This is a genomic window from Stenotrophomonas sp. CS3K5 (assembly GCF_059515225.1).
The window spans coordinates 100,926-124,257 of the sequence record NZ_JCAKRX010000006.1 but is presented as its reverse complement, the minus strand read 5'-3'; the positions used below and the strand labels follow the sequence as shown (position 1 = coordinate 124,257).

Genomic DNA, 23,332 nt, shown 5'->3' with positions numbered 1-23,332 from the left:
GGCCCGCTCAACCCACGGGCAATAGAATCGATACGCACAGTCCACCATCGCTGCGATTCTGCAGCGACACACGTCCGCCGTGCGCCTCCACGATCTCGCGCGTCAACGCCAACCCCAACCCGGTGCCATTGCGCTTGGTGGAATAGAACGGCATCAACGCGTTCTGCAGCACCTGCTCGTTCATGCCCTTGCCGCGATCGAGCACATCCAGGCGCAGCCACTGCGGCAACCGCGTCAGCTGCACCTGCACGTCATCGTTGGGCGGATCAGCCTCGGCGCAGGCTTCGTGCGCGTTCTTCAGCAGGTTCAGCAGGGCCTGCCCGAACTGCGCGATGTCGATGCGGCTGCTCAGCTCCTCGTCCGGCTCGCGATCCATGGTGAACGGAATCTGCTGGCGCAGGCTGGACAGGAACGGTGCCCAGTGCACGGTCTGCAGCTGCGGCTGTGGCAGTTTGGCAAAGCGTGCATAGCCGCGGATGAAGCCTTCCAGGTGGCGCGCGCGGTCTTCGATGGTGGTGAAGATCTCCGGCAGCCGGTCGAAGCGTTCGCGTTGCACCAGCACGCCGCCGGAATGAGCCAGCGAAGCAATCGGCGCCAGCGAATTGTTGAGCTCGTGGCTGATCACCCGGATCACCTTCTTCCAGGTCTGCACCTCCTGGCGTCGCAGTTCGGCGGTCAGCAGGCGCACCAGCAGCAGGTCATGCGGGCGGCCGTTGAGCTGGAACGCGCGACGCGAGAGGTGGTAGACCTGCTCGTCATCTTCATCGCCATCCTCGCCCTCGGCATGCACCGCGAACAGGCTGTCGCCGCCACGGGCGATGGCATCGCGCAGTTCCACCGGCACCTGCTCCAGCACGTCTTCCAGGCGCTGGCCTTCCAGCTTCCAGCCGCCGTGCAGCAGCTTGCGTGCGGCCAGGTTGGAGAACACCACGCGGGCGATGCCATCACCGCCGGAGGCGATCAGCAACATCGCCACCGGCGTGTTCTGCACCATGGTGTCCAGCAGCAGTTCGCGCTGCACCAGGCCCTGCCGCTGCGCGCGCAGCACGTCGCCCAGTTCGCGGTGGGCCTGCACCAGGTCGCCCAGCTCGTCATTGCCCGGCCAGTGCACGCCGAAGTTGTACTCGCCATCGCGGTAGCTGCTGGTGGTACCGGACAGGGCGCGCATCAGCGAACGCACCGGCGCGGTGGCGCGGCGCAGCGTCCACCACATCAGCGACAGCAGGATCAGTGCCGATACCGTGGTCACCACCCAGCCGTGATCCATCCAGTAGGCCAGCAGCCATGGCAATGCGGCGGCCAGCGCCAGCACCGGCAGCAGGCGCAGGAACAGGCGGAAGGTGAAGGAGCGCCGCTTCATTCGCGTGGAATGCCGTGGCGGTCCATGCGCCGGTACAGCGCCTGGCGGCTCAGGCCGAGTTCGGCAGCGGCCTGGGCGATGACGCCGTGGTTGCGTGCCAGTACATCCTCGATGCGCGCACGGTCGGGATCATTGCCCGCACTGGGCGCAGGCCGGGGCGCGGCAGGCGCGCGCGGCAGATTCAGGTCGGCCACTTCAATGCGGCTGCCGGTGGCCAGCAGCTCGGCGCGCTGGATCACGTTGCGCAGCTCGCGCACGTTGCCGGGCCACGGATGCCGCTGCAGCGCAGCGGTGGCGGCACTGGACAGCGGCTTGCCTGCGGTCAGGAAGCGCTCGGCCAACGGCACGATGTCACCAGGGCGTTCGGCCAGCGGCGGCAGCACCAGCTCCACGGTATTGAGCCGGTAATAGAGGTCCTCGCGGAAGCTGCCGTCGCGGATCATCGCCGGCAGGTCGGCATTGGTCGCGCTGACCACGCGCACTTTGACCTGGCGCTCGCGGTTGGAGCCCAGGCGCTCGAAGCGTCCGGTTTCCAGTACACGCAGCAGTTTCATCTGCCCGCCCAGCGACAGGTTGCCGATCTCATCCAGGAACAGTGTGCCGCCGTCGGCGGCTTCGAACTTGCCTTCGCGTGCCTTGTTGGCGCCGGTATAGGCGCCGGCTTCGGCACCGAACAGTTCGGCTTCGATCAGCTCTGATGGCAGTGCGCCACAGTTCACCGCCACGAATGCCCCCTTGGCCACCAGCGAGTTGGCCTGGATGATCTGCGCGATCTTCTCCTTGCCGGCGCCATTGGGGCCGGTGATCAGCACCGGCAGCTCCGAGCGCGCGACCTGGCAGGCCAGAGTGATGACGCGTTCGCTGGCCGGATCGGCGACCACGGCGCCGCACAGGTCGTACTTCTCTTCCAGGGCGTTGCGCTGGCGCAGTTCGCGCGAGCGACGGCGGTCCAGTTCGCGGCGTGCCTCGGACAGTTCCAGCAGGTTGTTGACCGTGGTCAGCAGCTTGCGGTCGTCCCAGGGCTTGGCCAGGTAGTCGGCGGCACCAGCCTTGACCAGGTCCACCGCACTGCTCAGGTGGGTCCAGGCGGTGAGCAGGATCACCGGCAGGTCCGGGTGGCGCGTGCGGATCTGTGCGAACAGCGCCTCGCCTTCCTCGCCCGAGGTGGTGTCTTCGCTGAAATTCATGTCCTGGATCACCAGGTCGACCGGCTGCGATTCGAGCAGCGCCAGGCCTTCGGCCGGGGTCTGCGCCTGCAGGGTGTCGATGTCATGCAGGGAGAACAGCACGTCCAGCGCGGTGCCCACGCTGGCGTTGTCGTCGATGATCAGGATCGAAGGCATCAAGCAGTTCTGCGGAAAGGGATGGGCGGCGCCGTTGGAGCCGATCGCGTGCCTGCGCCGGGAGAGCCCGGCGCCACCCATCAAGCATAGCCAAACCGGCGCCCGTGCAGGGCGCGTTGCTCAGCGCTGCGGCGCCGGAGGGGGAGGCGGCGGCGGAGGTGGTGGCGGCGCGACCAGCGCCAGGCGCCAGGCGACCGCGTCCACCGGTACCGTCAGCTCGCGCTTGTCGCGCCGCAGCAACAGATACACGGTCGGTGCGGTGGTCTGGCGCAGGGCCTCGCTCAGATGCTCGATCCGGCGCACGACGGTATCGTTCACCCGCAGGATCCGATCACCCTGGCGCACGCCGAAGCGTGCCTCCGGTTTCGCCGCCTCCACATGCACCTGGCCCTCGGTCGAGCGCAGCGACAAGCGCGCATCGTCCTGGCGCCATTCCATTGTCTGCGCGCTGCCACCGCCGGCCAGCGCCGGCAGTGGCAGAAGCAGCATCAACGCCATCGTGCAGGCGCGCATCTCACGCCCCTCGCGTGGCGACGGCCGGCGGCACCGCTGCCGCACGCCGGGCCGGCCCGAACACCGCGATCTGGCCCAGCACCCACAGCAGCAGCGCGCCCAGCGGCAGGTAGAACAGTGGCATGCGCGGCAGCTCGTACAGGTTCATCAGGGCCAGATTGATCGCATAGGCAGCCAGCATGCCCAGCACGATGCCCAGCGTGGCCAGCAGGAAGTTCTCGGTCTGGAAGTAACGCAGGATCTGCCCACGGGTGGCGCCCAGTGCACGGCGGATGCCGATCTGCTTGCTGCGCTGCTGCACCCAGAAGCTGGCCAGGCCGATGATGCCCAGCGCGGTGACCACCAGCAGCGAGATGCTGACGGTGATCAGCAGGCCGACCATGGCGCGGTCATTCTTGAAGAAGTCCTTGCGCTGGTCTTCATAGGTCAGCTTGTCGCGCATCAGCCGGTTGGGGTCGTTGCGTTCCAGCGCGACCGCACCGGCGTCGAGCACTTCCTGGCGGCGTTCCGGCGAGGTGCGCAGCATGTAGGTGCCACCGTCGTCGAAGGTGCGCCGCACCGGCAGCAGCATCGAATTGGTCCAGTTGTCATTCCAGCCATTGGGCGTGCTGAGCGTGTCGACGATGCCGACCACGTGCAGCGGCTGCTTGCCCATGTAGTAGGTCTTGCCCAGCGCGCTGCCGTTGGGTTCCATCTTGGCGGCAGTGGACTGGGTGAAGATCACCGGGATGGCCTTTTCCTTGGCGCCGCCCTTGCTGACGTCTTCGAAGTTCTGGTACTCGTCGGGCAGGAAGTCGCGGCCGGCGATCAGGTTGATGCCCATCGTGGCCAACCCGTTCTCCGAGAGGGTGTACATCGAAGCGTTGGTGGTCGGCCGTTCCTGGTCGACCTCGCGCGAGATGCTGCTGCTGGAGGAGCCGTTGCGGAACGGAACCTGGTTGATGATGGTGGCGTTGCTGACGCCGGGAATCGCACGCAGCGAGGCCAGGTCCTCGCTTGTGCGGGCCAGGGCGTCGGTCTGCTTGCCGATGCCGCTGACGCGCAGCATCACCAGTTCGTTCTCGGCGATGCCGCTGGGCATGCTGATCTTCTCCACGCGCTGGCTGACCAGGAACAGCGCGTTGCAGACGATGGCGCAGGTCAGTGCGACTTCCAGCACGATCAGGGCGGCAGCGGTCTTGTGCCGGCGCAGTGTGCTGAGGATGGGGCGGATGTCCATGGGAGTCCTCGTTCGGGTGCTTACTGCGACTTGAGCTGGATGGCCGGGGTGACCTGCATGGCGCGCCAGGCGGGCAGGAAACCGGCGGCGAGGCTGGCAAACAGGGTCAGGCCCAGTGCGAGCAGCAGCATGTTGCCGTCCAGGTGGGCCAGCTTGGCGTACTCCACCGGTTGCTGGCGCACCGCGAACAGGCCGAGCAGGGCCAGGCCGATGCCGAGCACGCCACCGACCACACCGACCGCGCCGGCTTCCACCAGGCACTGCAGGAAGATCTGGCCGCGGCTGGCGCCCAGGGCACGGCGCACGCCGATCTCACCACTGCGGCGCAGGAACTTGGCCAGCAGCAGGCCGACCGTGTTGACCAGGCAGACACCCAGGAAGCCCAGCGCCAGCCACAGCTGCAGGCGCACATCGCTGGGCACCGCGCCGTTGAAGTCCAGCCATTCCATCACGGTGCGCAGGCGCACGTTCGGCGGGTGCTTGAAGCGGCCGGCCTCGCGCTGCTGGGTCGAATAGTTTTCCAGGTAGCGGCGGTAATCGCCGGCCTTGGCTGGGTCCATCTCCACCCAGTACTGCAGCCAGGCGCAGGGGGCGTTGAGCGAATAGCTGTTGCCGTCGGGGTTCTCGCCGAAGCAGTTCATGTTGCCGTTGTTGCCCAGCTTCAGGTCGAACGAGGTGGAGATCGGCAGCAGCAGGTCTTCGTTCTTGCCGTAGCTGCCGGTGGTCAGGTCGTAGAAGTGCGGCTCGGGGCTCCATTCCTTCATCACGCCGACGATGCGGTAGCTCTGGCCCTCCATGCGCAGGTCGCGGCCCACGCTGTTGGCACCCTGGTACAGCTTGTCATTGAGCGCCTTGGAGATGACCACCACGCGCGCGCGTCCGTCATCGTCCTCGCGCGTCCACGGACGGCCGTACTGCATGGGCACCTCGAACATCGGGAAGAAGTCGGCCGAGGTCCAGCGGGTGTCGATGCTGAAGGGCTTGAGGGTGCTGTTGTCTGGTTCGATGGTGCCACCGCCGCCGCTCATCAGCGCCTGGCGTTCGCCCTTGGCTTCGCGCAGCAGCGCTTCACCGTCGAAGCGGGTCAACTGGGTTTCCGGCTCTTCGCCGGCGACATAGGCGCCGGTGGCGGCGTCGAGCTGCACGTAGAACAGGCGGTCGCTCTTGCCGGGAATCGGATCACCGGACAGCACATGGAACACGGTCAGGGTGGTCATCGAGGCGCCGATGCCAAGCGCGATGGCGATCACCATCAGCGCGGTCAGGACCTTGTTGCGGCGGAAGCTGCGGGCCGCCAATCGGGCGTAGTAGGCGAACATGGTCGGGCCCTCACTCGTTGACGGCGACGATGTGGCGCACCGGCGTGGCCAGCACCGGCTCGCGCACCAGGTCGGTCACCTGGCCATCGACGATGTGCACGTTGCGCTGTGCACGCGCGGCCAGTTCCGGGTCGTGGGTAACCATTACGATGGTGGTGCCGGCGGCGTTGATCTCTTCCAGCAGTTCCATCACGCCGCGGGCCATCTGCGTATCCAGGTTGCCGGTCGGTTCGTCGGCCAGCAGCAGGCGCGGGCTGCCGGCCAGGGCGCGCGCGATGGCCGCACGCTGCTGCTGGCCGCCGGACAGTTCATTGGGGTAGTGCTTCATGCGCGAGCCGAGACCGACCTGGCTCAGCGCCTTTTCGATGCGCTCGCGGCGCTCGCCGGCGCTCATCTTCCGGTAGCGCAGCGGCACATCGACGTTGTCGAACAGGTTCAGGTCGGGAATCAGGTTGAAGCCCTGGAAGATGAAGCCGATCTTCTGGTTGCGCAGGCGGCTGCGGGCGTCGTCGCCCAGCGTGCTCACGTCCTGGCCGTCGAGCATGTAGGTGCCGCTGGTGAAGGTTTCCAGCAGGCCGGCGATGTTGAGGAAGGTGGTCTTGCCGGAACCGGACGGACCGGTGACGGCGACGAACTCGCCTTCCTTGACCTGCAGTTCCAGCGAGCGCAACGCATGGGTTTCCACCTGTTCGGTGCGGAAGACCTTGGCGACCGAGCGCATTTCGAGCATGTACATGGGGTGTCCTCTCTCCAGGATTCAGGGTTCAGGTATCAGTTGACGGAGACGCGCTCGGCGTCCTTGAACAGGTCGCTGCCGGAGACCACGATGCGGTCGCCCGGTTGCACACCCGACTTGATTTCCACTTCGCCCAGGCTGCTGACGCCCAGTTCCACCGGGCGGCGCACGGCGGTGCGGCCATCCATCACGTAGGCCATGCCGTTGCCCTGTTCGACGAACGGGCCGCGCTCGACCTTCAGCACGTTCTTGCGGGTATCGAGCAGCACACGCACCGACATCCGCTGGCTCTGGCGCAGGCCTTCCGGCTGCGCGCTGGCGAAGCGCACGCGGGCGTTGACCTCGCCGTTGACCACTTCCGGCGACACCGCGCTGATCTCACCCGGGAACGGCTGGCCGTTGCCGCCGGTCAGCTGTGCCGGCATGCCGATCGCCAGGTCGCGGGCGAAGCTTTCCGGCACCTTGATCTCGACTTCAAACTTGGACAGGTCGACCACGCCCAGCACCGGCGCGTTGGCGGCCAGGTTGGTGGACTGCACCGCCTGCACCTGGCCGACCTGGCCATCGAACGGCGCGCGCAGGGTCAGCGCATCGACCTGGCGCTGCACTTCAGCCACCACCGCCTTCTGGCGATCGGCCAGCAGGCGCTTGTTGCGCGCGTCCAGGTCGGCGCCCTGGCTCTGCAGGCGGGCGTCGGTGGTGGCGTTGGCCAGGGTGATGTCGGCCTTCTTCAGCGAGTCCTTGGCCTTGGCCAGGTCGATCTGCGGCACCGCACCGCCGTCGTAGCCGCGCTGGTAGCGCTGCAGGTCACGGTCGGCGGCCTGCCGTTCGATGGTGGCCTGGTCGGTCTCCTTGCGCGACTTGGCGCGGGCCAGGGTGGCGTCCAGCGCGGCGCGGCTGGCCTCGGCCTCCAGGCCGGCCAGGGTGGCCTGCTCCTGGGCCAGCTTGCTGCGCAGTTCCGGGCTGTCGATGATCGCCAGCTCCTGGCCCTTCTTCACCACATCGCCGGCCACCACCTTCAGGTCCACGGTACCGGCCGAGATGGCGTACAGGATCGGGCTGTTGGCGGCGATCACCCGGCCATCGGCGGCGATGTCGCGCACCAGGTCGCCGCGCTTCACTTCGGCGATGCGCACGCGGCTGCTGTCGAAGGAGCGGCTGGCATTGGACCAGGCATGCACGGCCCAGCCGATGCCGGCGATCAGGGCGATGGCGCCCAGGGCCGGCCAGCGGTAGCGGTGCCAGCTGGCGCCGGTGGCGCTGGCCGGGGCGGAGGAAACGATCTGGTCCTGGGCGGAAGTGTCGCGGATCATCGGGTGCATGCCTGACGGTGGTAGCCAGTACCAAGCACGTAGCGTGCCAACTTTATTTCATTTGTTTTCAATGAGTTGGAGATGGCGCGGACGTGTCCGGGTGTCCGCGGACACCTTTCCGGACACTTTCATTAAGCGGACAGGAGGGGGAAGGCGGACACGCACGCTAGAATGCCGCGATCGTCTTCAAGGAAACGCGTGACATGTGTGGAATCGTGGGTGCGATCGCCGATCGCGACGTGGTGCCGGTGCTGATCGAGGGCCTGAAGCGGCTTGAGTACCGCGGTTACGATTCCTCCGGCATCGCCGTGATCGACCAGCACGCGCGTCCGGAGGTTCGTCGCGTGCGCCGTACCGGTCGCGTTTCGGAGATGGCCACGGCCGCCGAGGCCGAGGGCTTCAATGCGCTGCTGGGTATCGGCCACACGCGCTGGGCCACCCACGGCGGCGTCACCGAGGCCAACGCACATCCGCACATCAGCCAGGGTGTGGCGCTGGTGCACAACGGCATCATCGAAAACCACGAGGAGCAGCGCGAGAAGCTGCGCGCGCTGGGCTATACCTTCGAATCGCAGACCGACACCGAAGTCATCGCGCACCTGATCCACCATCACCTGAAGAGTGGCGACGACCTGCTGGTGGCGCTGCAGCACACGGTGAAGGAACTGACCGGTGCCTACGCGCTGGCCGTGGTCAGCCGTGCCGAGCCTGAACGTTTCGTGTGCGCGCGCATGGGCTGCCCGCTGCTGGTCGGCCTGGGCGAGGGTGAGAACTTCGTTGCCTCGGACGTGTCGGCAGTGATCTCGGCCACGCGCAAAGTGATCTTCCTGGAAGAGGGCGACACCGCCGAAATCCGTCGCGACGGCGTGCGCATCTTCGACGGCCATGACCAGCCGGTCGAGCGCGAGGTGCACCTGTCCGACGTGTCGCTGGCCTCGCTGGAGCTGGGCCCGTACCGCCACTTCATGCAGAAGGAAATCCACGAGCAGCCGCGTGCGCTGGGGGACACCATCGAAGCGGCGATCGACGCCGGTGGTTTCCCGGCCGAACTGTTCGGCAAGAACGCCGAAGCGGTGCTGTCGGGTATCGAAGGCGTGCAGATCATCGCCTGCGGCACCAGCTACTACGCCGGCCTGACCGCACGCTACTGGATCGAGGCGATCGCCGGCCTGCCGTGCAGCGTGGAGATCGCCAGCGAGTACCGCTACCGCGCCGCCTACGCGAACCCCAGGCACCTGATCGTGACCATTTCCCAGTCTGGCGAAACGCTGGATACGATGGAGGCGCTCAAGTACGCCAAGTCGCTGGGCCACAAGCACACGCTGTCGATCTGCAACGTGCCGGAAAGCGCGATTCCGCGCGCCAGCGAGCTGGTCTGCTACACCCGTGCCGGCGCCGAGATCGGCGTGGCCTCGACCAAGGCGTTCACCACCCAGCTGGCCGCGCTGTTCCAGTTGACCGTGGTGCTGGGCAAGCTGCATGGCCGCATCGACGCGGCACGGGAAGCGGACTACCTGGAGCAGCTGCGCTTCCTGCCGGGCAGCGTGCAGCACGCGCTGAACCTGGAGCCGCAGATCGCCGCCTGGGCCGAGCGCTTCGCGCGCAAGGCCAACGCCCTGTTCCTGGGCCGCGGCCTGCATTACCCGATCGCGCTGGAAGGCGCGCTCAAGCTCAAGGAAATCTCCTATATCCATGCCGAGGCGTACCCGGCCGGCGAACTGAAGCACGGCCCGCTGGCGCTGGTGGACGAGGACATGCCGGTGGTGGTGATCGCGCCCAACGACAGCCTGCTGGAGAAGGTGAAGTCGAACATGCAGGAAGTGCGTGCGCGTGGCGGCGAACTGTTCGTGTTCGCCGACCAGGACAGCAATTTCAACGAGTCCGAAGGCGTGCACGTGATCCGCACGCCGCGCCATGCCGGTGTGCTCAGCCCGATCGTGCACACCATCCCGGTGCAGCTGCTGGCTTACCACACCGCATTGGCGCGCGGCACCGACGTGGACAAGCCGCGCAATCTGGCCAAGAGCGTGACGGTGGAGTAAGGCCTGGCCGATCTGCTGGCAGTACCGACGAGGGCGGCCCGATGGGTCGCCCTTTTTTCATGCCGGCATGGCATTCTCTGCGGCCGAACCCGCGCATCACGGAGGATGCCTGTGCAGGCTGCCATGCGACGATCCATGCCCTGCACAGTGATGCCGGAGCTTCATTTCACTATTGGCAGTGCACACCCGCAACGGGTGTGCCTGGCCATGTCCATTCCGCGCGCGATGGCGCGCATTACAGGGGCTGTAGATGAAAAAGCTGCATGGAGTCGCGTTGGCGGTGGCAATCAGTGCGCTGTCCGGTTGCGCCAGCGTTCCGATGACCGAGAAGAGCGTGGTGGACACGGCCAAGACCTTCCCGGCACCGCAGGACGGCAAGTCCGGGGTGTACGTGTTCCGCAACAGTTTCGTCGGCAAGGCACTGAAGAAGGACGTGCTGATCGATGGGCAGTGCCTGGGCGAAACCGCCGACAAGGTGTTCTTCTATACCCAGGTTGCCGGTGACCAGGAACATGTGATCTCCACCGAGTCGGAGTTCTCGCCCAACGACCTCAAGCTCTTTACCGAAGCCGGTCGCAACTACTTCATCCAGCAGTCGATCAAGATGGGCGTGTTCGTTGGCGGCGCGAAGCTGACCGTGGTTCCGGAAGCGGAAGGCCGCAGCCAGGTGATGCAGCTGAAGATGGCCCAGAACGGGCGTTGCTCGAAGTAACCCCGGTGGCCGGCGGGAGGCTGCGCCTTTCGCCGGCCCGCCCGAAGTGGGACGGCGCAGGGCCGTTCTGTCCGTGCCCGGCCGCGGAAGATCAATCTTGAGTGCGCGGAGCCGCCGGTGTTCAGCCTCGGTTTCAGCGGCGGTGCCATTCTCTGGATCGTCGGTGGGTTCCCACGACGAACTGTCCCATCGGTGCCGATAGTGGCCGTGGTCGGCAGTCGTAGAATCGATCCGACCGAGATACGGGTTGCGCTGCCGGACCCGCCTCGTTGGCGTTGCAGCACGTGGTCTGCCGGTCCGATCCAGGAGCGCGCAGCCGGTGCGCCAGACGTGCGCTGAAAGGTCTGTTCCCGGGGAGGGGGCGCATCGGAAGAGCACACTTTTTTGACTTCAGTTACCTGCACCAGGAAACAAGAATGAACGTCCGCGAACTCCTGCAATCCAAGAAAGAAGCTGTCATCACCATTGATGCGGAAGACACCATCGGTGCCGCCGCCCACAAGATGAGCGCGAACAAGATCGCTGCCCTGGTGGTGATGAAGGACGATGCCCCGGTCGGCATCATCTCCGAAAAGGACATCGTGCGTACCCTGGCCGATGACGGCCCGCAGGCCGGGCGCCGGGTGATTTCCAGCGTGCCCTCCACCGGTCTGGAAGGCATCGCGCCGGAGGCCACGCTGAAGCAGGCCATGTCGCTGATGACGTACTCGCGGCGCCGTCATCTGATGGTTACCGACGGCACGCGCCTGGTCGGCATCCTCAGCCTGGGCGACATCGTGAAGAACCTGCTGGGCGAACTGGAGCTGGAAAAGGCCGTGCTGCAGGACATCTACATGGCGGCGCATTGACGCTGCAACAGAAGCCGCGCTGGTAGCAGAACAACGGCCGGGTGCGGATGCACCTGGCCGTTTTCCTGTGCGCGCTTTGATTCGGCTAGTCTGATCAGGCGTGCGCGTGCATGTTGCAGACAGCGAGAGGAAATGGAATGTTCCAGAATGCGAGAAGGGAATTACTGGGCCCGCTGCATAGCCTGCTGAAGCGGCCGCTGGAGTTCCGCGCGGTGGACAGCATTGAGAGGCATCTGCGCCGGTTGCTTGAAACACGCCCGGACTACGACGCATTGTGTGAGCTTGCGCGCTGGTACGACGCACAGCGGGCGGCCGTATTGCCGCTGTTGCCGGCACTGCATGCAAAGTTGCACGATCGGCTCTCCATCATTCTGCCTGCCGCTGCCTGTGTAGATCGCGTCGCGACCAGCGTGCGGCACGGGCAGGGCGGCGCGGAGCCGTTCCCGCAATGTGCGCAGGCATCGGCGCAGATCCAGCTGGAGCGCCTCTCCGACCTGCTGGAGCTCGCACAGTGCGGAGCGGGCGATCCATCGCAGGACGACGTTGTATGCCAGACCCTGCAGGTCATGCTGCTGAGCGAGGCGCTTGCGCTGGTGCTTTCCGGATTGGCGTGCGCCTCCCGGCAGAGTGACGGATCGCTGCTGCTTGAACCCGGCGATGACCATAGCCTGGGTCTGCTGAAGCAGGTCTGGTTCGCGCGGTGGCTGGACAGCAACAGCGAGATGGCGTTGATGGTTCGCATTGCCGAGTGCTCGGCTCAGGCCGCAGGTCGTTGCATGCAACTGGATGAGTTGCTGACCCATGCGGTACTGGACCGGGCACTGACCGTTACCTGGGCGTTTCTGGAATCGGATGCCACCTCGCACAGAAGCATGGCCTTTGCCCATGACGCTGCTCGTCTGGTCGTTTTCATGCTTTCCCGCCATGGAGCAGGAGAGATGTTCATTGGACGAGCACAGCTGCGCGAAGCAGACCTGGATGATGTCCTGCAGACCATCCTGGCGTGGCAGTCAAAAGGATTGAGAACCGATTGGATGGTGGTGCCGGGGCCGACGGGCTACATGCTGGCCGGAGGCTGGGACAAGGCGCTGCGCTGTGTGCTGGTGCAGTTCGCGCAGTCGGTCGGTGAGACCGAGCTGCTGCGCAGGCTGATCGGCGGTGATGGATTCGAACAGAGCTATATCCGAAGCCGCCTGGAACGCCAGCTGATCCAGCCGCAGCGCTATTCCGTCCACGAGGGAATCCAGAAGCACCATGTGCTGAAGGATCCGCCAGCCGATCTGGATGTGGAATACATCCTTCACGACTCGCTGTTGCAGCATCACTACTTCATTCAGGCCAAACACGCCGCCAGGGGCGAGGTGGGGTATCTGGGCAGCGTGGTCGCGGCGCTGCAGAAGGATCTCAGCGATGGCCTGCGGCAGTTGCGAGGGGCCAAGGCCTGCCTGGAAGATGGCCGGCTGGAGCCCCTGTGGGCGTCACGCGGGTTGTCGGGCGTGACCGCCGCCAACAGCAGTTTCCTGCTGGTTCACAACATCGCGCATCTTGACCTGCAGGTGACCGACGATGGCATCGCGCTTTACGACTGGCGGACGCTGCGGAATCTACTGGATGACGCGGCCGTCACTGTCAGAAGGCCTGGGGAGCAGGAGGTCCTTCGGCGCGCTGCTTCACCACTGAGCGTCGCCAATCCGATGGATGTGGTGCACACGTTGCTGTCCGAACACGGCATCTATGCGGGAGCCGGACAGGCCGCGTGGGCACCCTTGGCCGTCACCAGTTCGATGGAGCTGGTGGCCGGCCGTGTGCATATGCGCGCCTTGGGGATCTGAAGGCGCTGCGCGCATCCAAGCGGGCACCGCGTCGGCACCAAGCAGCTCCGATCGCAGCCAGGGCCTAGCTAGAACGTGACCTTGACCGAATCGGCGCTGTAGTTCGCCGGGCCGTGGTAGACCACCTCGATGTTGTTGCCATCCGGGTCCAGCACGAACGCCCCGTAGTAGCCCGGGTGGTAGGGACGCTCGCCCGGCGCGCCGTTGTCGGTGCCGCCGGCGGCGATCGCGGCGGTGTGGAAGGCCTCCACGGTAGCGGTGTCGCGTGCCTGGAACGCCAGATGGTGGCGACCGGTCAGCTGGCCGGCCGCGGCCTCGCTGCTGGCACTGGAAATGAACAGCTCGTCGGCCCAGAAGTAATCATCGCCTTCGCCGGCGATCGGGATGCCGATGGTGTCGAACACCGCCTGGTAGAAGCGGCGGCTGGCGGCCAGATCACGCACCACCAGCTGGATGTGGTCGATCAGGCGACCACGGTGCAGTTCCATCGTTTCCATACGAACCTCGCAAAAAAGGGGGCGGAGTCGGTAGCGCCGGGCTGTGCCCGGCGAGCGCGCAGCGCGGCCTGCTCAAGGCCGCCGGGCATGGCCCGGCGCTACCGGAATTGTGCCCCTTTCCGGGTCAGGCGTTGGCGATGATCTCGACCCAGTAGCCGTCCGGGTCCTTGATGAAGGCCAGGTTCTTCATGCGGCCGTCGGTCAGGCGCTTCTGGAAGGTGACGCCGAGGGCCTCGAAGCGCTGGCAGGCGGCCTCGATGTCCGGCACCGATACGCAGATGTGGCCGAAACCGCGCGGGTCACTGTTGCCGTCGTGGTAGACCGCGCCGTCCTGGGTCTCGGTGCCGTGGTTGTGGGTCAGTTCCAGCACGCCGGGCAGGCCGGCCATCCACAGTCGGCGCTGGGCATCGTCTTCCGGCACCACCGCGCCGGCCGGCACGTAGGCCAGGAAGTACAGGCTGAACTGGGCCTCCGGGAAATCGCGCTTGTCGATCAGCTGGTAGCCCAGCACACGGGTGTAGAAGTCCAACGAGGCGGTGATGTCCTTGACCCGCAGCATGGTGTGGTTGAACACGAAGCCGGTGGTTTCGGCCGGAGCCTGGGCGGCGACGCCGGGGACATCGCGCAGGGCGGGAATGGTCATGGGGGAGTCCTTCAGACAGGGCCGTTGCCGGCCGGATGGCGCCATTCTACCGGCCGGCACCTGACGGCACCGCGACGTACAATGGACGGATCGCACCGTTCCGTCCTCACAACGATTGCCCGCCATGTCGCAGCGTGAATGGGTGGCCGCCGCCATCCGCAAGATCGAAGCCGATTTCAACCGTTCCGCCGATACCCACCTGATTCCGCTGGCACTGCCCGGGTTCAAGGGCATCGACCTGTACCTGAAGGATGAATCGAGCCATCCCACCGGCAGCCTCAAGCACCGGTTGGCGCGCTCGCTGTTCCTGTATGCGCTGACCAACGGCTGGCTGCGCGAGGGGCGCCCGGTGATCGAGGCGTCCAGCGGATCGACGGCCGTCTCCGAAGCCTATTTCGCGCGCCTGCTCGGTTTGCCGTTCATCGCGGTGATTCCGGCCACGACCTCGCCGGAGAAGATTGCGGCGATCGAATTCCATGGCGGTCGCTGCCATCTGGTCGAGCGTGCCTGCGACCTCAACTGCGAATCGGAAAGGCTGGCCCGCGAAACCGGCGGCCACTTCATGGACCAGTTCACCTATGCCGAGCGCGCCACCGACTGGCGTGCCAACAACAACATCGCCGAATCCATCTTCAAGCAGATGGCTGAAGAGCCCAGCCCGATTCCGGGGTGGATCGTGTGCAGCCCGGGCACCGGCGGCACGGCGGCCACGCTGGGCCGCTACGTCAGCTACCGCCGGCACGATACCCGCATCCTCTGCGCGGACCCGGAAGTGTCGGTGTTCTTCGAAGGCTACCAGGCCGCTGTGGCGGGAGAACAGGACTGGCGCGGCCGGACCTGCAGCGGGGGGTCACGGGTGGAGGGCATCGGTCGGCCGCGGGTGGAATCGAGCTTCATTCCGACCTGCGTCGATGCGATGGTGAAGGTACCCGATGCACTGAGCCTGGCCGCAATGCGTCATGTCAGCCGCCAGCTGGGGCGTCGCGTCGGCGGCTCCACCGGCACCAACTTCATCGGCGTGCTGCAGGCGGCACAGTGGATGCGAGAGGCCGGTCACCAGGGCAGCATCGTCAGCATCCTCTGCGATGCCGGCGAGCGCTATGCGCAGAGCTACTACGATCCTGCGTGGTATGTGCGCCAGGGCATCGACGTCGATGGCGCCGACGCGCAGCTGGCCGCTGCAGTGGCCGGGCAGGGGCTGCCCAAGCTGCCGTGGTGCAGTCTGGAAGCGCTGTAACCGGTCGACGTTGTCGTCGGGCATGGCCCGGCGCTACCGGTCACGCCAGGCGGGTAGCGCCGGGCCACGCCCGACGGTCACGAGGGCGTCTCAATACCCCGCCGCGGTGAACGCATCCAGCACCGCATCGCGCAACGCATCGGGCAGCGCCTCGATGTCCATGGCGCGGTCATCCAGGTGCAGGCTCGGGTCCAGCACGCTGGCACGGCCCTGGGCCAGCGCCTGCAGCCATAGCAGCACGCAGATCACGAACTCGCGCTCGTGGCCCAGCTGCAGCTGGCTGGCGCCGCGCTCGACCACTTCGAACGGGTACCACTCCTGCGCATCGTTGAAGGTGCCGCCCTGCTGCAGTACCGCCTGCAGCTGTTGCAGGTGGCGTGGGGCGTCGTCGCCGGCATCGCACAGCGCGGCGATCCAGGTCAGTTCGGCCGGGCTGGCGGACAACGCCAGCGATCGTGCCGGTGAGGCGGATGCAACTGCAGCCAGACCTTCCATGTGGGGCCTCTTTCGGTACCTACCGCTGCGGACTCCCCCGCAGCCAGAGCTTCGGCGCCGAACCGTAAGGCCGACGTGAATGCCGGGCCGTGCCCCCTTGTCAGCCCTGCCTGGCAACGCCATATCTACCGGGCTGCCCGCCTGCCGGGCCCGTACCCTGGAGATCTGCCGTGACCGTTGCCAACCCCCTGCTCGATTTTTCCGGCCTGCCGCGCTTCGAGGCGATCCGCCCCGAGCATGTGGCGCCGGCGCTGGACGTGCTGCTGGCCGAGGCCGAAGCCGCCGTCAGCACGGCCGAGCAGGTGCAGCCGGTCACCTGGCAGACCTTCGTTGCCCCGCTGGATGACGCCACCGAGCGCCTGTGGCGCGCCTGGGGCCTGGTCGGCCATCTGCAGGGCGTGGTCAACACCCCCGAGCTGCGCGAGGCCTACAACAGCAACCTGCCGCGGGTGACCCGCTTTGCCAGCGCGCTGGGCCAGAACCTGGCGCTGTATCGCCAGTACCAGGCACTGGCTGCCAGCGCGGAGGCCGCGACGTTCGACGACGCCCAGCGCAAGGTGCTGGACAACACCCTGCGTGACTTCCGCCTGGGCGGTGCCGAACTGGCGCCGGAGGCGCAGCAGCGCTTCGCGGCGATCAAGGAAGAGCTGTCGGCGCTGTCGGCGAAGTTTTCGCAGAACGTGCTCGATGCCACCGACGCGTGGTCGTTGATCATCGAGGATGAGGCACGCCTGGCTGGCGTGCCGGACGACGTGAAGGCCGCCGCGCATGCGGCAGCGGAAAAAGACGGCAACAAGGGCTGGAAACTGACCCTGCAGATGCCGTGCTACCTGCCGGTGCAGACCTGGGCCGAAGACCGCGACCTGCGCGAGATCCTGTACCGCGCCAGTGCACAGCGCGCCTCCGAATTCGGCGACGACGCGCTGGACAACAGCGGCAACATCGACCGCATCCTGGCCCTGCGGGCGGAACTGGCGGCACTGCTCGGTTTCGGCTCGTATGGCGAGTACTCGGTGGCGACCAAGATGGCGCAGGACCCGGCCGAGGTACTCGGCTTCCTGCGCGACCTGGCCGTGCGTGCCAAGCCGTTCGCTGCCAAGGACCGCGCCGAGCTGGAGCAGTTCGCACGCGAGCAGCTTGGTATCGAGCAGCTGCAGGCCTGGGACCTGGCCTTCGCTGCCGACCGCCTGAAGCAGGCGCGTTACAGCTATTCCGAGCAGGAAGTGAAGCAGTACTTCACCGAGCCGAAGGTGCTCGGTGGTCTGTTCTCGGTGATCGAGCAGCTGTACGGCCTGCAGGTGCAGGAAGACAGCGCACCGGTCTGGCACGAGGACGTACGCTTCTTCCGCCTGGTCGATGCGCAGGGCGCGCTGGTCGGCCAGTTCTACCTGGATCTGTACGCACGCGAAGGCAAGCGCGGCGGCGCCTGGATGGATGATTGCCGCAACCGTCGCGTGCGCACCGATGGCAGCGTGCAGACGCCGCTGGTCTACCTGGTGTGCAACTTCGGCCGCGGCGCGAACGGCAAGCCGGCCACCTTCAGCCACAACGAGGTGACCACGCTGTTCCATGAAATGGGCCATGGCCTGCATCAGCTGCTGACCCGCATCGGCGAGCTGGGCGTGGCCGGCATCAACGGCGTGGAATGGGATGCGGTGGAACTGCCCAGCCAGTTCATGGAGAACTTCTGCTGGGAGTGGGACCACCTGCAGGGCATGACGGCGCATGTGGAAACCGGCGAACCCCTGCCGCGCGCGCTGTACGAGCGCATGCTGGCCGCGCGCAATTTCCACAGTGGCATGGCTACCGTGCGCCAGCTGGAATTCGGTCTGTTCGACATGCTGCTGCACAGCCAGTACGAGCCGGCGCAGGACAGCGTGCTGGCGCTGCTCGATCGCGTGCGCGGCGAAGTGGCGGTGAACCATCCGCCGGTCTGGAACCGCTTCCCGCATCAGTTCAGCCACATCTTCGCCGGCGGCTATGCGGCCGGGTATTACAGCTACAAGTGGGCCGAGGTGCTCAGCGCCGATGCCTACGCCGCGTTCGAGGAAGCGCCGCAGGCCCTGGCGCAGACCGGTGCGCGGTTCCGCGATGAGATCCTGTCGCGGGGGGGCAGCCGTCCGGCGGCGGAGAACTTCAGGGCCTTCCGTGGTCGCGCCCCGCAGATCGACGCGCTGCTGCGCCACTCGGGCATGGCGTAAACCGCGGTGGTGGGTGCCAACCCTGGTTGGCACATTCTGGCAATGGTGCGGACCAAGGTCCGCACCCACCGAAGAGCGGTGCTCTATTCGGCGTAGATCATCTTCCGGGTCATGCCGCCGTCGACAATGAAATCCTGGCCGGTGCTGAACCCGGACAGCGATGACAGCAGGTACACCGCCAACGCGCCGATGTCCTCGGGCTGGCCGACGCGGCCGACCGGGTGCTGGGCGTGGTCGATGGCCGAGTAATCAGGTTCGTGGCGGCGCGCGGGCGCCTGCCAGGCTGTGGTACTGATCCAGCCAGGGCTGATGCTGTTCACCCGCACCGCCGGCCCGGCGCTGATCGCCAGCGCATGGGTGAAGGCCACCAGCCCGCCCTTGGCTGCGGCATAGGCTTCGCTGTGGGCTTCCGACTGCCAGGCACGGGTGGAGGCGATGTTGATGATCGCACCCGCCGCGCTGGCCGACAGCGCCGGCAGTGCATGCTTGCTGCACAGGAAGGCGCCATGCAGCGAGGACAGGCGGCGCTGCCATTCGTCCCACGCCATGTCCTGCAGCTGCGTGCCGTGCGGGCCGGCGATGCCGGCATTGTTGACCAGCCCGTCGATGCGGCCGAAGCGCTGCTGCGCAATCGCGATGAACATGCTGACGCTGGCTTCGTCGGTGATGTCCAGGTGCTGGAACGCGGCATCCTCATCGCGCTGCCATTCGTCCAGGCAGGCCTGTCCGGCCGCGTCGTCGAGGTCGCCGATCAGTACGCGTCCACCGGCACCGAGTACGGCCTGGGCGATGCCACGGCCGATGCCGTTGGCGCCACCGGTCACCAGCACCACCTTGCCTGCCAGCGGCGCGGCCGGCCACGCGGCAATCGGCGGCACGCGGCTCATGACAGGTCTTCGCCGCGCAGGCGCCGATACCAGCCGTCCACGCCGATGCGGTCCAGGGTCTGGATGTTGCGCTCCACGATCACGTCCGGATCGGGGAACGCGTCCACCGCGCGCGCCACGCTGGCTTCGCGCAGCAGGTGCAGGGTGGGGAAGGGCGCGCGGTTGGTGTAGTTGCTGGCATCGTCGGCGGCCACGCCTTCGAACTGGTAATCCGGATGGAAGCTGGCCACCTGCAGGATGCCCTGCAGGTCCAGCGCCTCGATGGCTGCGTCGGCGTTGTCGAGGAAGTCGTTGTAGTCGAGGAAGTCAGCCAGCACCTGCGGGTGCACGATCAACGTGGTGTCGATCTGCTCGGCCGGTGTGTCGCGCAGCAGCACCAGTTCCTCGGCCAGCTGCTCGACCAGTGCTTCGGGCGTGGTCGCATCGCTGAGCACGAAGCGGACCTGCTCCTTCACGTACACCGCCTTGGCGAACGGGCACAGGTTCAGGCCGATCACGATCCGCTCCAGCCACAGGCGGGTGGCGGCGATCGGGTCATCGGTGGGCAGCTGGGAATCGGTCATGGCGGGCACGTCGGCTGGCGGGGCCGCCATTGTAGGCGTGTGACCGGCAACGCGCCGTCGTGCCTGCCACTGGCGGCGCCGGTCAGGCCCGGCGGACGCCTCAGTCGCGGAAGTTGTTGAACTGCAGCGGCAGCTCGAACTTGCCGGCCTTGAGCACGGCGATGGCATCCTGCAGGTCGTCGCGCTTCTTGCCCTGCACGCGCAGCTTGTCGCCGTTGATCTGGCTTTCCACCTTCAGCTTGGCGTCCTTCAGTGCGGCGGCGATCTTCTTGGCGATCTTCTGCTCGATGCCCTGCTTGACGGTGATCTTCTGCCGGGCCTGGGCCAGGTTGGTCTCGATGTCGCCGAATTCCAGGCTCAGCACGTCGATGCCGCGTGCGGCCAGACGCGCGCGCAGGATGTCGTTCATCTGCTTGAGCTGGAACTCGGTCGGCGCGGTCTGGTTGATGACATCACCGTCGCGCTCGAATTTGGCGTCCACGCCCTTGAAGTCGAAGCGGGTGGCCAGTTCGCGGTTGGCCTGGTCGATGGCGTTGGTCAGCTCGTGGGTGTCGACTTCAGACACGACGTCGAAGGAAGGCATGGGCGCGGCTCCGCTGGATTCAGTGGCGGCCATTCTATCGCGAGGGCCGCATACCCGCCTTCTGTAGAGCCGAGCCCATGCTCGGCTGCTTTCTGAAGAGCAGCCGAGCGTGGGCTCGGCTCTACAGAAGGCGACGGCCGGGCGATAATGGGCCATGAACGTGCAACGCTCCCCTTCGCGCGCGGTGGCCTGGATGGTCGCGGCGGTCGCCTGTTTCTCGCTGATGGACGCTGGAATGAAGCAGCTGTCGGCCAGTTATCCCACGCTGGAAGTGACCTTCCTGCGCGGTGCGGCCTCATTGCCGTTCGTGCTGGTCTGGGTGCTGGTCAGTGCCGGGCCGCGCTCGCTGGTGCCGCGGCGCTGGGGCCTGCACCTGCTGCGTGGCGCGCTGGGCATGGCGATGATCGGCTGCTTCGTGTTCGCCCTGCGCGACCTGCCGCTGTCCACCGCCTACACCATCTATTTCGTCGCGCCGCTGCTGATCGCTGCACTCTCTGTGCCGCTGCTGGGTGAGCGGGTCGGGCCGCGGCGCTGGGTGGCCATCGGCATCGGCCTGATCGGCGTGCTGGTGGTGCTGCGGCCGGGCGTGGATGGCTTCATCTCGGTGCCGGGGCTGATGGTGCTGGCCGCAGCGACGGCCTATGCCGTGGCCGCGATCACGGTCAGCCTGCTGACCCGCACCGACACCTCGCAGTCGATGGTGGTCTGGTTCCTGGTGATCATGGCGATCGGCGCCGGCCTGCTGGCCCTTCCCGGCTGGGTGCCGCTGCAGCTGGCGCATGCGCCGTTGATCGCCGGCATGGGGCTGGCCGGGGCGCTGGGCCAGATCGCCCTGACCAAGGCCTTCCAGCTGGGCGAAGCGTCGATGATCGCGCCGCTGGAGTACAGCGGCCTGGTCTGGGTGATCGGCTGGGACCTGGCCTTCTGGGGCCAGCTGCCGGACGGCTACACCTGGGTGGGTGCGGCGATCATCGTGGCTTCGGGCCTGTACCTGCTGCACCGCGAACGGGTCAACCGGCAGGAACCGCCGAAGCCACTGGATCATCCCTGAACCCGGGGTAGTGCCGGCCGCTGGCCGGCAACTCCTTGCGCCGCAGGGACCGCTGTCGTTGCCGGCCAGCGGCCGGCACTACCGGGCGCGAGGCGTTACGGGCGCCTTAGAACCAAAAGGAATAACATTCTGGCCCATGGCGCGGGCGCGCGAGCGCCGGCGCTGGTAGGCTGCACGCCCCCTTCCGTCACCCAGCCGGTGAGCCACGCCCGTGATCGAGTTCCAGCGCCTGCACAAATCCTATGCCGTTGCCGGCCGCGCAGTCAGCGCGCTGCTACCGCTGGACCTGACCATCGAGGCCGGCGAGGTGTTCGGCATCATCGGCCATTCCGGCGCGGGCAAGTCGACCCTGATCCGCATGATCAACCGCCTGGAAGAACCCAGCGGCGGCCGGCTGCTGATCGGCGGCGAGGATGTCACCGCATTGGACGCCGATGGCCTGCGCGCGCTGCGCCGGCGCATCGGCATGATCTTCCAGCACTTCAATCTGCTGTCCTCGCGCACGGTGGCCGGCAACGTGGCCTTCCCGCTGGAACTGGCCGGCACGCCGAAGGCGGAGATCGACGCGCGTGTGGCCGAGCTGCTGCAGACCGTTGGCCTGGAAGCGCACGCGCAGAAGTACCCGGCACAGCTGTCCGGTGGCCAGAAGCAGCGCGTCGGCATCGCCCGCGCACTGGCCACGCGCCCGCAGATCCTGTTGTGCGACGAGGCCACCAGCGCGCTGGACCCGCAGACCACCGCCTCGGTGCTGTCGCTGCTGTCGAAGATCAATCGCGAGCTGGGCCTGACCATCGTGCTGATCACCCACGAGATGGATGTGATCCGCCGTGTCTGCGACCGTGTGGCCGTGCTCGACGCCGGGCAGATGGTCGAGACCGGGCCGGTCACCCGGGTGTTCCTGCATCCGCAGCATGCGACCACGCGCCGTTTCGTCAGCGAATCGGAGCATGTCGATGAAGGTGCGCTGCACCGTGATTTCGATGTGGTCGGCGGGCGCATCGTGCGCCTGACCTTCCTCGGCTCCGACACCTACGAGCCGTTGCTCGGCAGCGTCGCGCGGCAGACCGGCGTCGACTACAACATCCTGTCCGGCCGTATCGACCGGATCAAGGACACCCCGTATGGCCAGCTGGTGGTCGCCCTGGTGGGCGGTGACCAGTCCGCCGCGCAGGCCGCGTTCGTGGCTGCCGGCGTGCACGTTGAGGAACTGCGTCGATGATCATCGCCACTGCCGGTGGTTTCTTCCGCCATCTGGATGCGGGCAAGTGGGCCGACATCGGCCAGGCCACTATCGACACCCTGCTGATGCTGCTCGGTTCACTGCCGCTGACCCTGGCCATCGGCCTGCCGCTGGGCGTGCTGCTGTACCTGTTCGGCGCGCCGCAGATGAAGCGCCGGCCGTTCGCCTATGGCGTACTGGCGCTGGTGGTGAACCTGCTGCGCTCGGTGCCCTTCATCATCCTGATGATCGTGCTGATCCCGGTCACCCTGTTGCTGATGGGAACTTCGCTGGGTGTTCGCGGCGCGATCGTGCCGCTGGTCATTGGTGCCGCGCCGTTCTACGCGCGGCTGGTGGAGACCGCGCTGCGCGAAGTGGACCGTGGCGTGATCGAAGCCACCCAGGCAATGGGCGCCACCACCTGGCAGCTGGTCACCCGTGTGCTGTTGCCGGAAGCGCGTCCGGGCCTGATTGCCGGTGCGACGGTCACCACCGTGGCGCTGATCGGCTTCACCGCGATGGGCGGTGCGATCGGTTCCGGTGGTCTGGGCGATCTGGCCTTCCGCGATGGCTACCAGCGTTCGCATACCGACGTGGCGCTGGTCACCGTGGTGCTGCTGCTGGTGCTGGTGCAGCTGCTGCAGATGCTCGGCGACCGCCTGGTCGCGCATTACAGCCGCAGATAACAGAATGCCGGGCGGTGCCCGGCATCTCGTTCG

22 protein-coding genes are annotated in these 23,332 nt (G+C 66.7%); 9 read left to right on the top strand and 13 right to left on the bottom strand.

Annotated features, from left to right (window positions below; all coding sequences use genetic code 11):
- Nucleotides 1-7: 7 nt before the first annotated feature.
- From AC5YGJ_RS10910 to AC5YGJ_RS10880, 7 genes are all read right to left on the bottom strand, one after another.
- Entirely contained in the window at nucleotides 8-1,360 is a 1,353-nt protein-coding gene (locus AC5YGJ_RS10910; protein WP_496186541.1) for a sensor histidine kinase, read from the bottom strand.
- Nucleotides 1,357-2,703, bottom strand: coding sequence for a sigma-54-dependent transcriptional regulator (locus AC5YGJ_RS10905; RefSeq protein ID WP_496186540.1), 1,347 nt, complete (start codon nucleotides 2,701-2,703; stop codon nucleotides 1,357-1,359). The genes AC5YGJ_RS10910 and AC5YGJ_RS10905 overlap by 4 nt, the downstream gene beginning before the upstream one ends.
- A 120-nt stretch (nucleotides 2,704-2,823) precedes the next feature.
- Complete coding sequence (locus AC5YGJ_RS10900; protein ID WP_496186622.1) at nucleotides 2,824-3,201, bottom strand: PDZ domain-containing protein; 378 nt, start codon at nucleotides 3,199-3,201, stop codon at nucleotides 2,824-2,826.
- Nucleotides 3,202-3,217: 16 nt separating this feature from the next.
- Nucleotides 3,218-4,435 (bottom strand): ABC transporter permease, encoded by a 1,218-nt coding sequence (locus tag AC5YGJ_RS10895; RefSeq protein ID WP_496186539.1) that lies wholly within the window; start codon nucleotides 4,433-4,435, stop codon nucleotides 3,218-3,220.
- Between the two features lie 20 nt (nucleotides 4,436-4,455).
- Complete coding sequence (locus tag AC5YGJ_RS10890) at nucleotides 4,456-5,754, bottom strand: ABC transporter permease (protein WP_107231941.1); 1,299 nt, start codon at nucleotides 5,752-5,754, stop codon at nucleotides 4,456-4,458.
- Between the two features lie 10 nt (nucleotides 5,755-5,764).
- Complete coding sequence (locus tag AC5YGJ_RS10885) at nucleotides 5,765-6,490, bottom strand: ABC transporter ATP-binding protein (protein WP_107231942.1); 726 nt, start codon at nucleotides 6,488-6,490, stop codon at nucleotides 5,765-5,767.
- Between the two features lie 35 nt (nucleotides 6,491-6,525).
- Nucleotides 6,526-7,803 carry an efflux RND transporter periplasmic adaptor subunit gene (locus AC5YGJ_RS10880; RefSeq protein WP_309339997.1) on the bottom strand — a complete coding sequence of 426 codons (1,278 nt, stop codon included), beginning with the start codon at nucleotides 7,801-7,803 and terminating at the stop codon, nucleotides 6,526-6,528.
- A 203-nt stretch (nucleotides 7,804-8,006) separates the two neighbouring features.
- On the opposite strand from AC5YGJ_RS10880, the gene glmS reads away from it, so the two are divergent.
- From glmS to AC5YGJ_RS10860, 4 genes are all read left to right on the top strand, one after another.
- Entirely contained in the window at nucleotides 8,007-9,845 is a 1,839-nt protein-coding gene (glmS, locus tag AC5YGJ_RS10875; protein ID WP_496186538.1) for a glutamine--fructose-6-phosphate transaminase (isomerizing), read from the top strand.
- Between the two features lie 250 nt (nucleotides 9,846-10,095).
- On the top strand, nucleotides 10,096-10,557 hold the full coding sequence (locus tag AC5YGJ_RS10870; protein WP_053518720.1) for a DUF2846 domain-containing protein: 462 nt from the start codon (nucleotides 10,096-10,098) through the stop codon (nucleotides 10,555-10,557).
- 416 nt (nucleotides 10,558-10,973) lie between these two features.
- Nucleotides 10,974-11,405 carry a CBS domain-containing protein gene (locus AC5YGJ_RS10865; protein ID WP_164137747.1) on the top strand — a complete coding sequence of 144 codons (432 nt, stop codon included), beginning with the start codon at nucleotides 10,974-10,976 and terminating at the stop codon, nucleotides 11,403-11,405.
- 137 nt (nucleotides 11,406-11,542) lie between these two features.
- Nucleotides 11,543-13,237 carry a hypothetical protein gene (locus tag AC5YGJ_RS10860; RefSeq protein WP_496186537.1) on the top strand — a complete coding sequence of 565 codons (1,695 nt, stop codon included), beginning with the start codon at nucleotides 11,543-11,545 and terminating at the stop codon, nucleotides 13,235-13,237.
- Between the two features lie 68 nt (nucleotides 13,238-13,305).
- Here the strand turns inward: AC5YGJ_RS10860 and AC5YGJ_RS10855 are convergent, their stop codons facing one another.
- Together AC5YGJ_RS10855 and gloA are read right to left on the bottom strand one after the other, a co-directional pair.
- Nucleotides 13,306-13,734, bottom strand: a complete 429-nt coding sequence (locus AC5YGJ_RS10855) for a VOC family protein (RefSeq protein ID WP_309340005.1) — start codon at nucleotides 13,732-13,734, stop codon at nucleotides 13,306-13,308.
- Between the two features lie 124 nt (nucleotides 13,735-13,858).
- Nucleotides 13,859-14,377, bottom strand: coding sequence for a lactoylglutathione lyase (gene gloA / locus AC5YGJ_RS10850; RefSeq protein WP_249842790.1), 519 nt, complete (start codon nucleotides 14,375-14,377; stop codon nucleotides 13,859-13,861).
- 124 nt (nucleotides 14,378-14,501) lie between these two features.
- Here gloA and AC5YGJ_RS10845 point away from each other — a divergent pair, with 124 nt between their 5' ends.
- A complete protein-coding gene (locus tag AC5YGJ_RS10845) occupies nucleotides 14,502-15,614 on the top strand; it encodes a PLP-dependent cysteine synthase family protein (protein ID WP_496186536.1) in 1,113 nt (370 codons plus the stop codon).
- A 90-nt stretch (nucleotides 15,615-15,704) separates the two neighbouring features.
- Here the strand turns inward: AC5YGJ_RS10845 and AC5YGJ_RS10840 are convergent, their stop codons facing one another.
- Nucleotides 15,705-16,109, bottom strand: coding sequence for a hypothetical protein (locus AC5YGJ_RS10840; protein WP_249842792.1), 405 nt, complete (start codon nucleotides 16,107-16,109; stop codon nucleotides 15,705-15,707).
- 170 nt (nucleotides 16,110-16,279) lie between these two features.
- Here AC5YGJ_RS10840 and AC5YGJ_RS10835 point away from each other — a divergent pair, with 170 nt between their 5' ends.
- Nucleotides 16,280-18,310 carry a M3 family metallopeptidase gene (locus tag AC5YGJ_RS10835; protein WP_496186535.1) on the top strand — a complete coding sequence of 677 codons (2,031 nt, stop codon included), beginning with the start codon at nucleotides 16,280-16,282 and terminating at the stop codon, nucleotides 18,308-18,310.
- 83 nt (nucleotides 18,311-18,393) lie between these two features.
- Here AC5YGJ_RS10835 and AC5YGJ_RS10830 read toward each other — a convergent pair whose 3' ends face one another.
- The 3 genes from AC5YGJ_RS10830 to AC5YGJ_RS10820 form a co-directional block, all read right to left on the bottom strand.
- The gene (locus AC5YGJ_RS10830) at nucleotides 18,394-19,197 is read right to left on the bottom strand and encodes an SDR family oxidoreductase (RefSeq protein WP_496186534.1); all 804 of its coding nucleotides are present in this window, start codon (nucleotides 19,195-19,197) and stop codon (nucleotides 18,394-18,396) included.
- The gene (locus AC5YGJ_RS10825; RefSeq protein ID WP_496186533.1) at nucleotides 19,194-19,760 is read right to left on the bottom strand and encodes a DUF1415 domain-containing protein; all 567 of its coding nucleotides are present in this window, start codon (nucleotides 19,758-19,760) and stop codon (nucleotides 19,194-19,196) included. Before AC5YGJ_RS10825 ends, AC5YGJ_RS10830 begins: the two co-directional genes overlap by 4 nt.
- A gap of 100 nt (nucleotides 19,761-19,860) precedes the next feature.
- On the bottom strand, nucleotides 19,861-20,343 hold the full coding sequence (locus tag AC5YGJ_RS10820; protein WP_006471121.1) for a YajQ family cyclic di-GMP-binding protein: 483 nt from the start codon (nucleotides 20,341-20,343) through the stop codon (nucleotides 19,861-19,863).
- Nucleotides 20,344-20,497: 154 nt separating this feature from the next.
- Here AC5YGJ_RS10820 and AC5YGJ_RS10815 point away from each other — a divergent pair, with 154 nt between their 5' ends.
- The 3 genes from AC5YGJ_RS10815 to AC5YGJ_RS10805 all read left to right on the top strand — a co-directional run bounded on the left by AC5YGJ_RS10815 (nucleotide 20,498) and on the right by AC5YGJ_RS10805 (nucleotide 23,299).
- On the top strand, nucleotides 20,498-21,394 hold the full coding sequence (locus AC5YGJ_RS10815) for a DMT family transporter (protein WP_164136586.1): 897 nt from the start codon (nucleotides 20,498-20,500) through the stop codon (nucleotides 21,392-21,394).
- Nucleotides 21,395-21,605: 211 nt separating this feature from the next.
- The gene (locus AC5YGJ_RS10810; protein WP_496186532.1) at nucleotides 21,606-22,613 is read left to right on the top strand and encodes a methionine ABC transporter ATP-binding protein; all 1,008 of its coding nucleotides are present in this window, start codon (nucleotides 21,606-21,608) and stop codon (nucleotides 22,611-22,613) included.
- Nucleotides 22,610-23,299 carry a methionine ABC transporter permease gene (locus AC5YGJ_RS10805; protein ID WP_057496544.1) on the top strand — a complete coding sequence of 230 codons (690 nt, stop codon included), beginning with the start codon at nucleotides 22,610-22,612 and terminating at the stop codon, nucleotides 23,297-23,299. The genes AC5YGJ_RS10810 and AC5YGJ_RS10805 overlap by 4 nt, the downstream gene beginning before the upstream one ends.
- The last annotated feature ends 33 nt before the right edge of the window (nucleotides 23,300-23,332 follow it).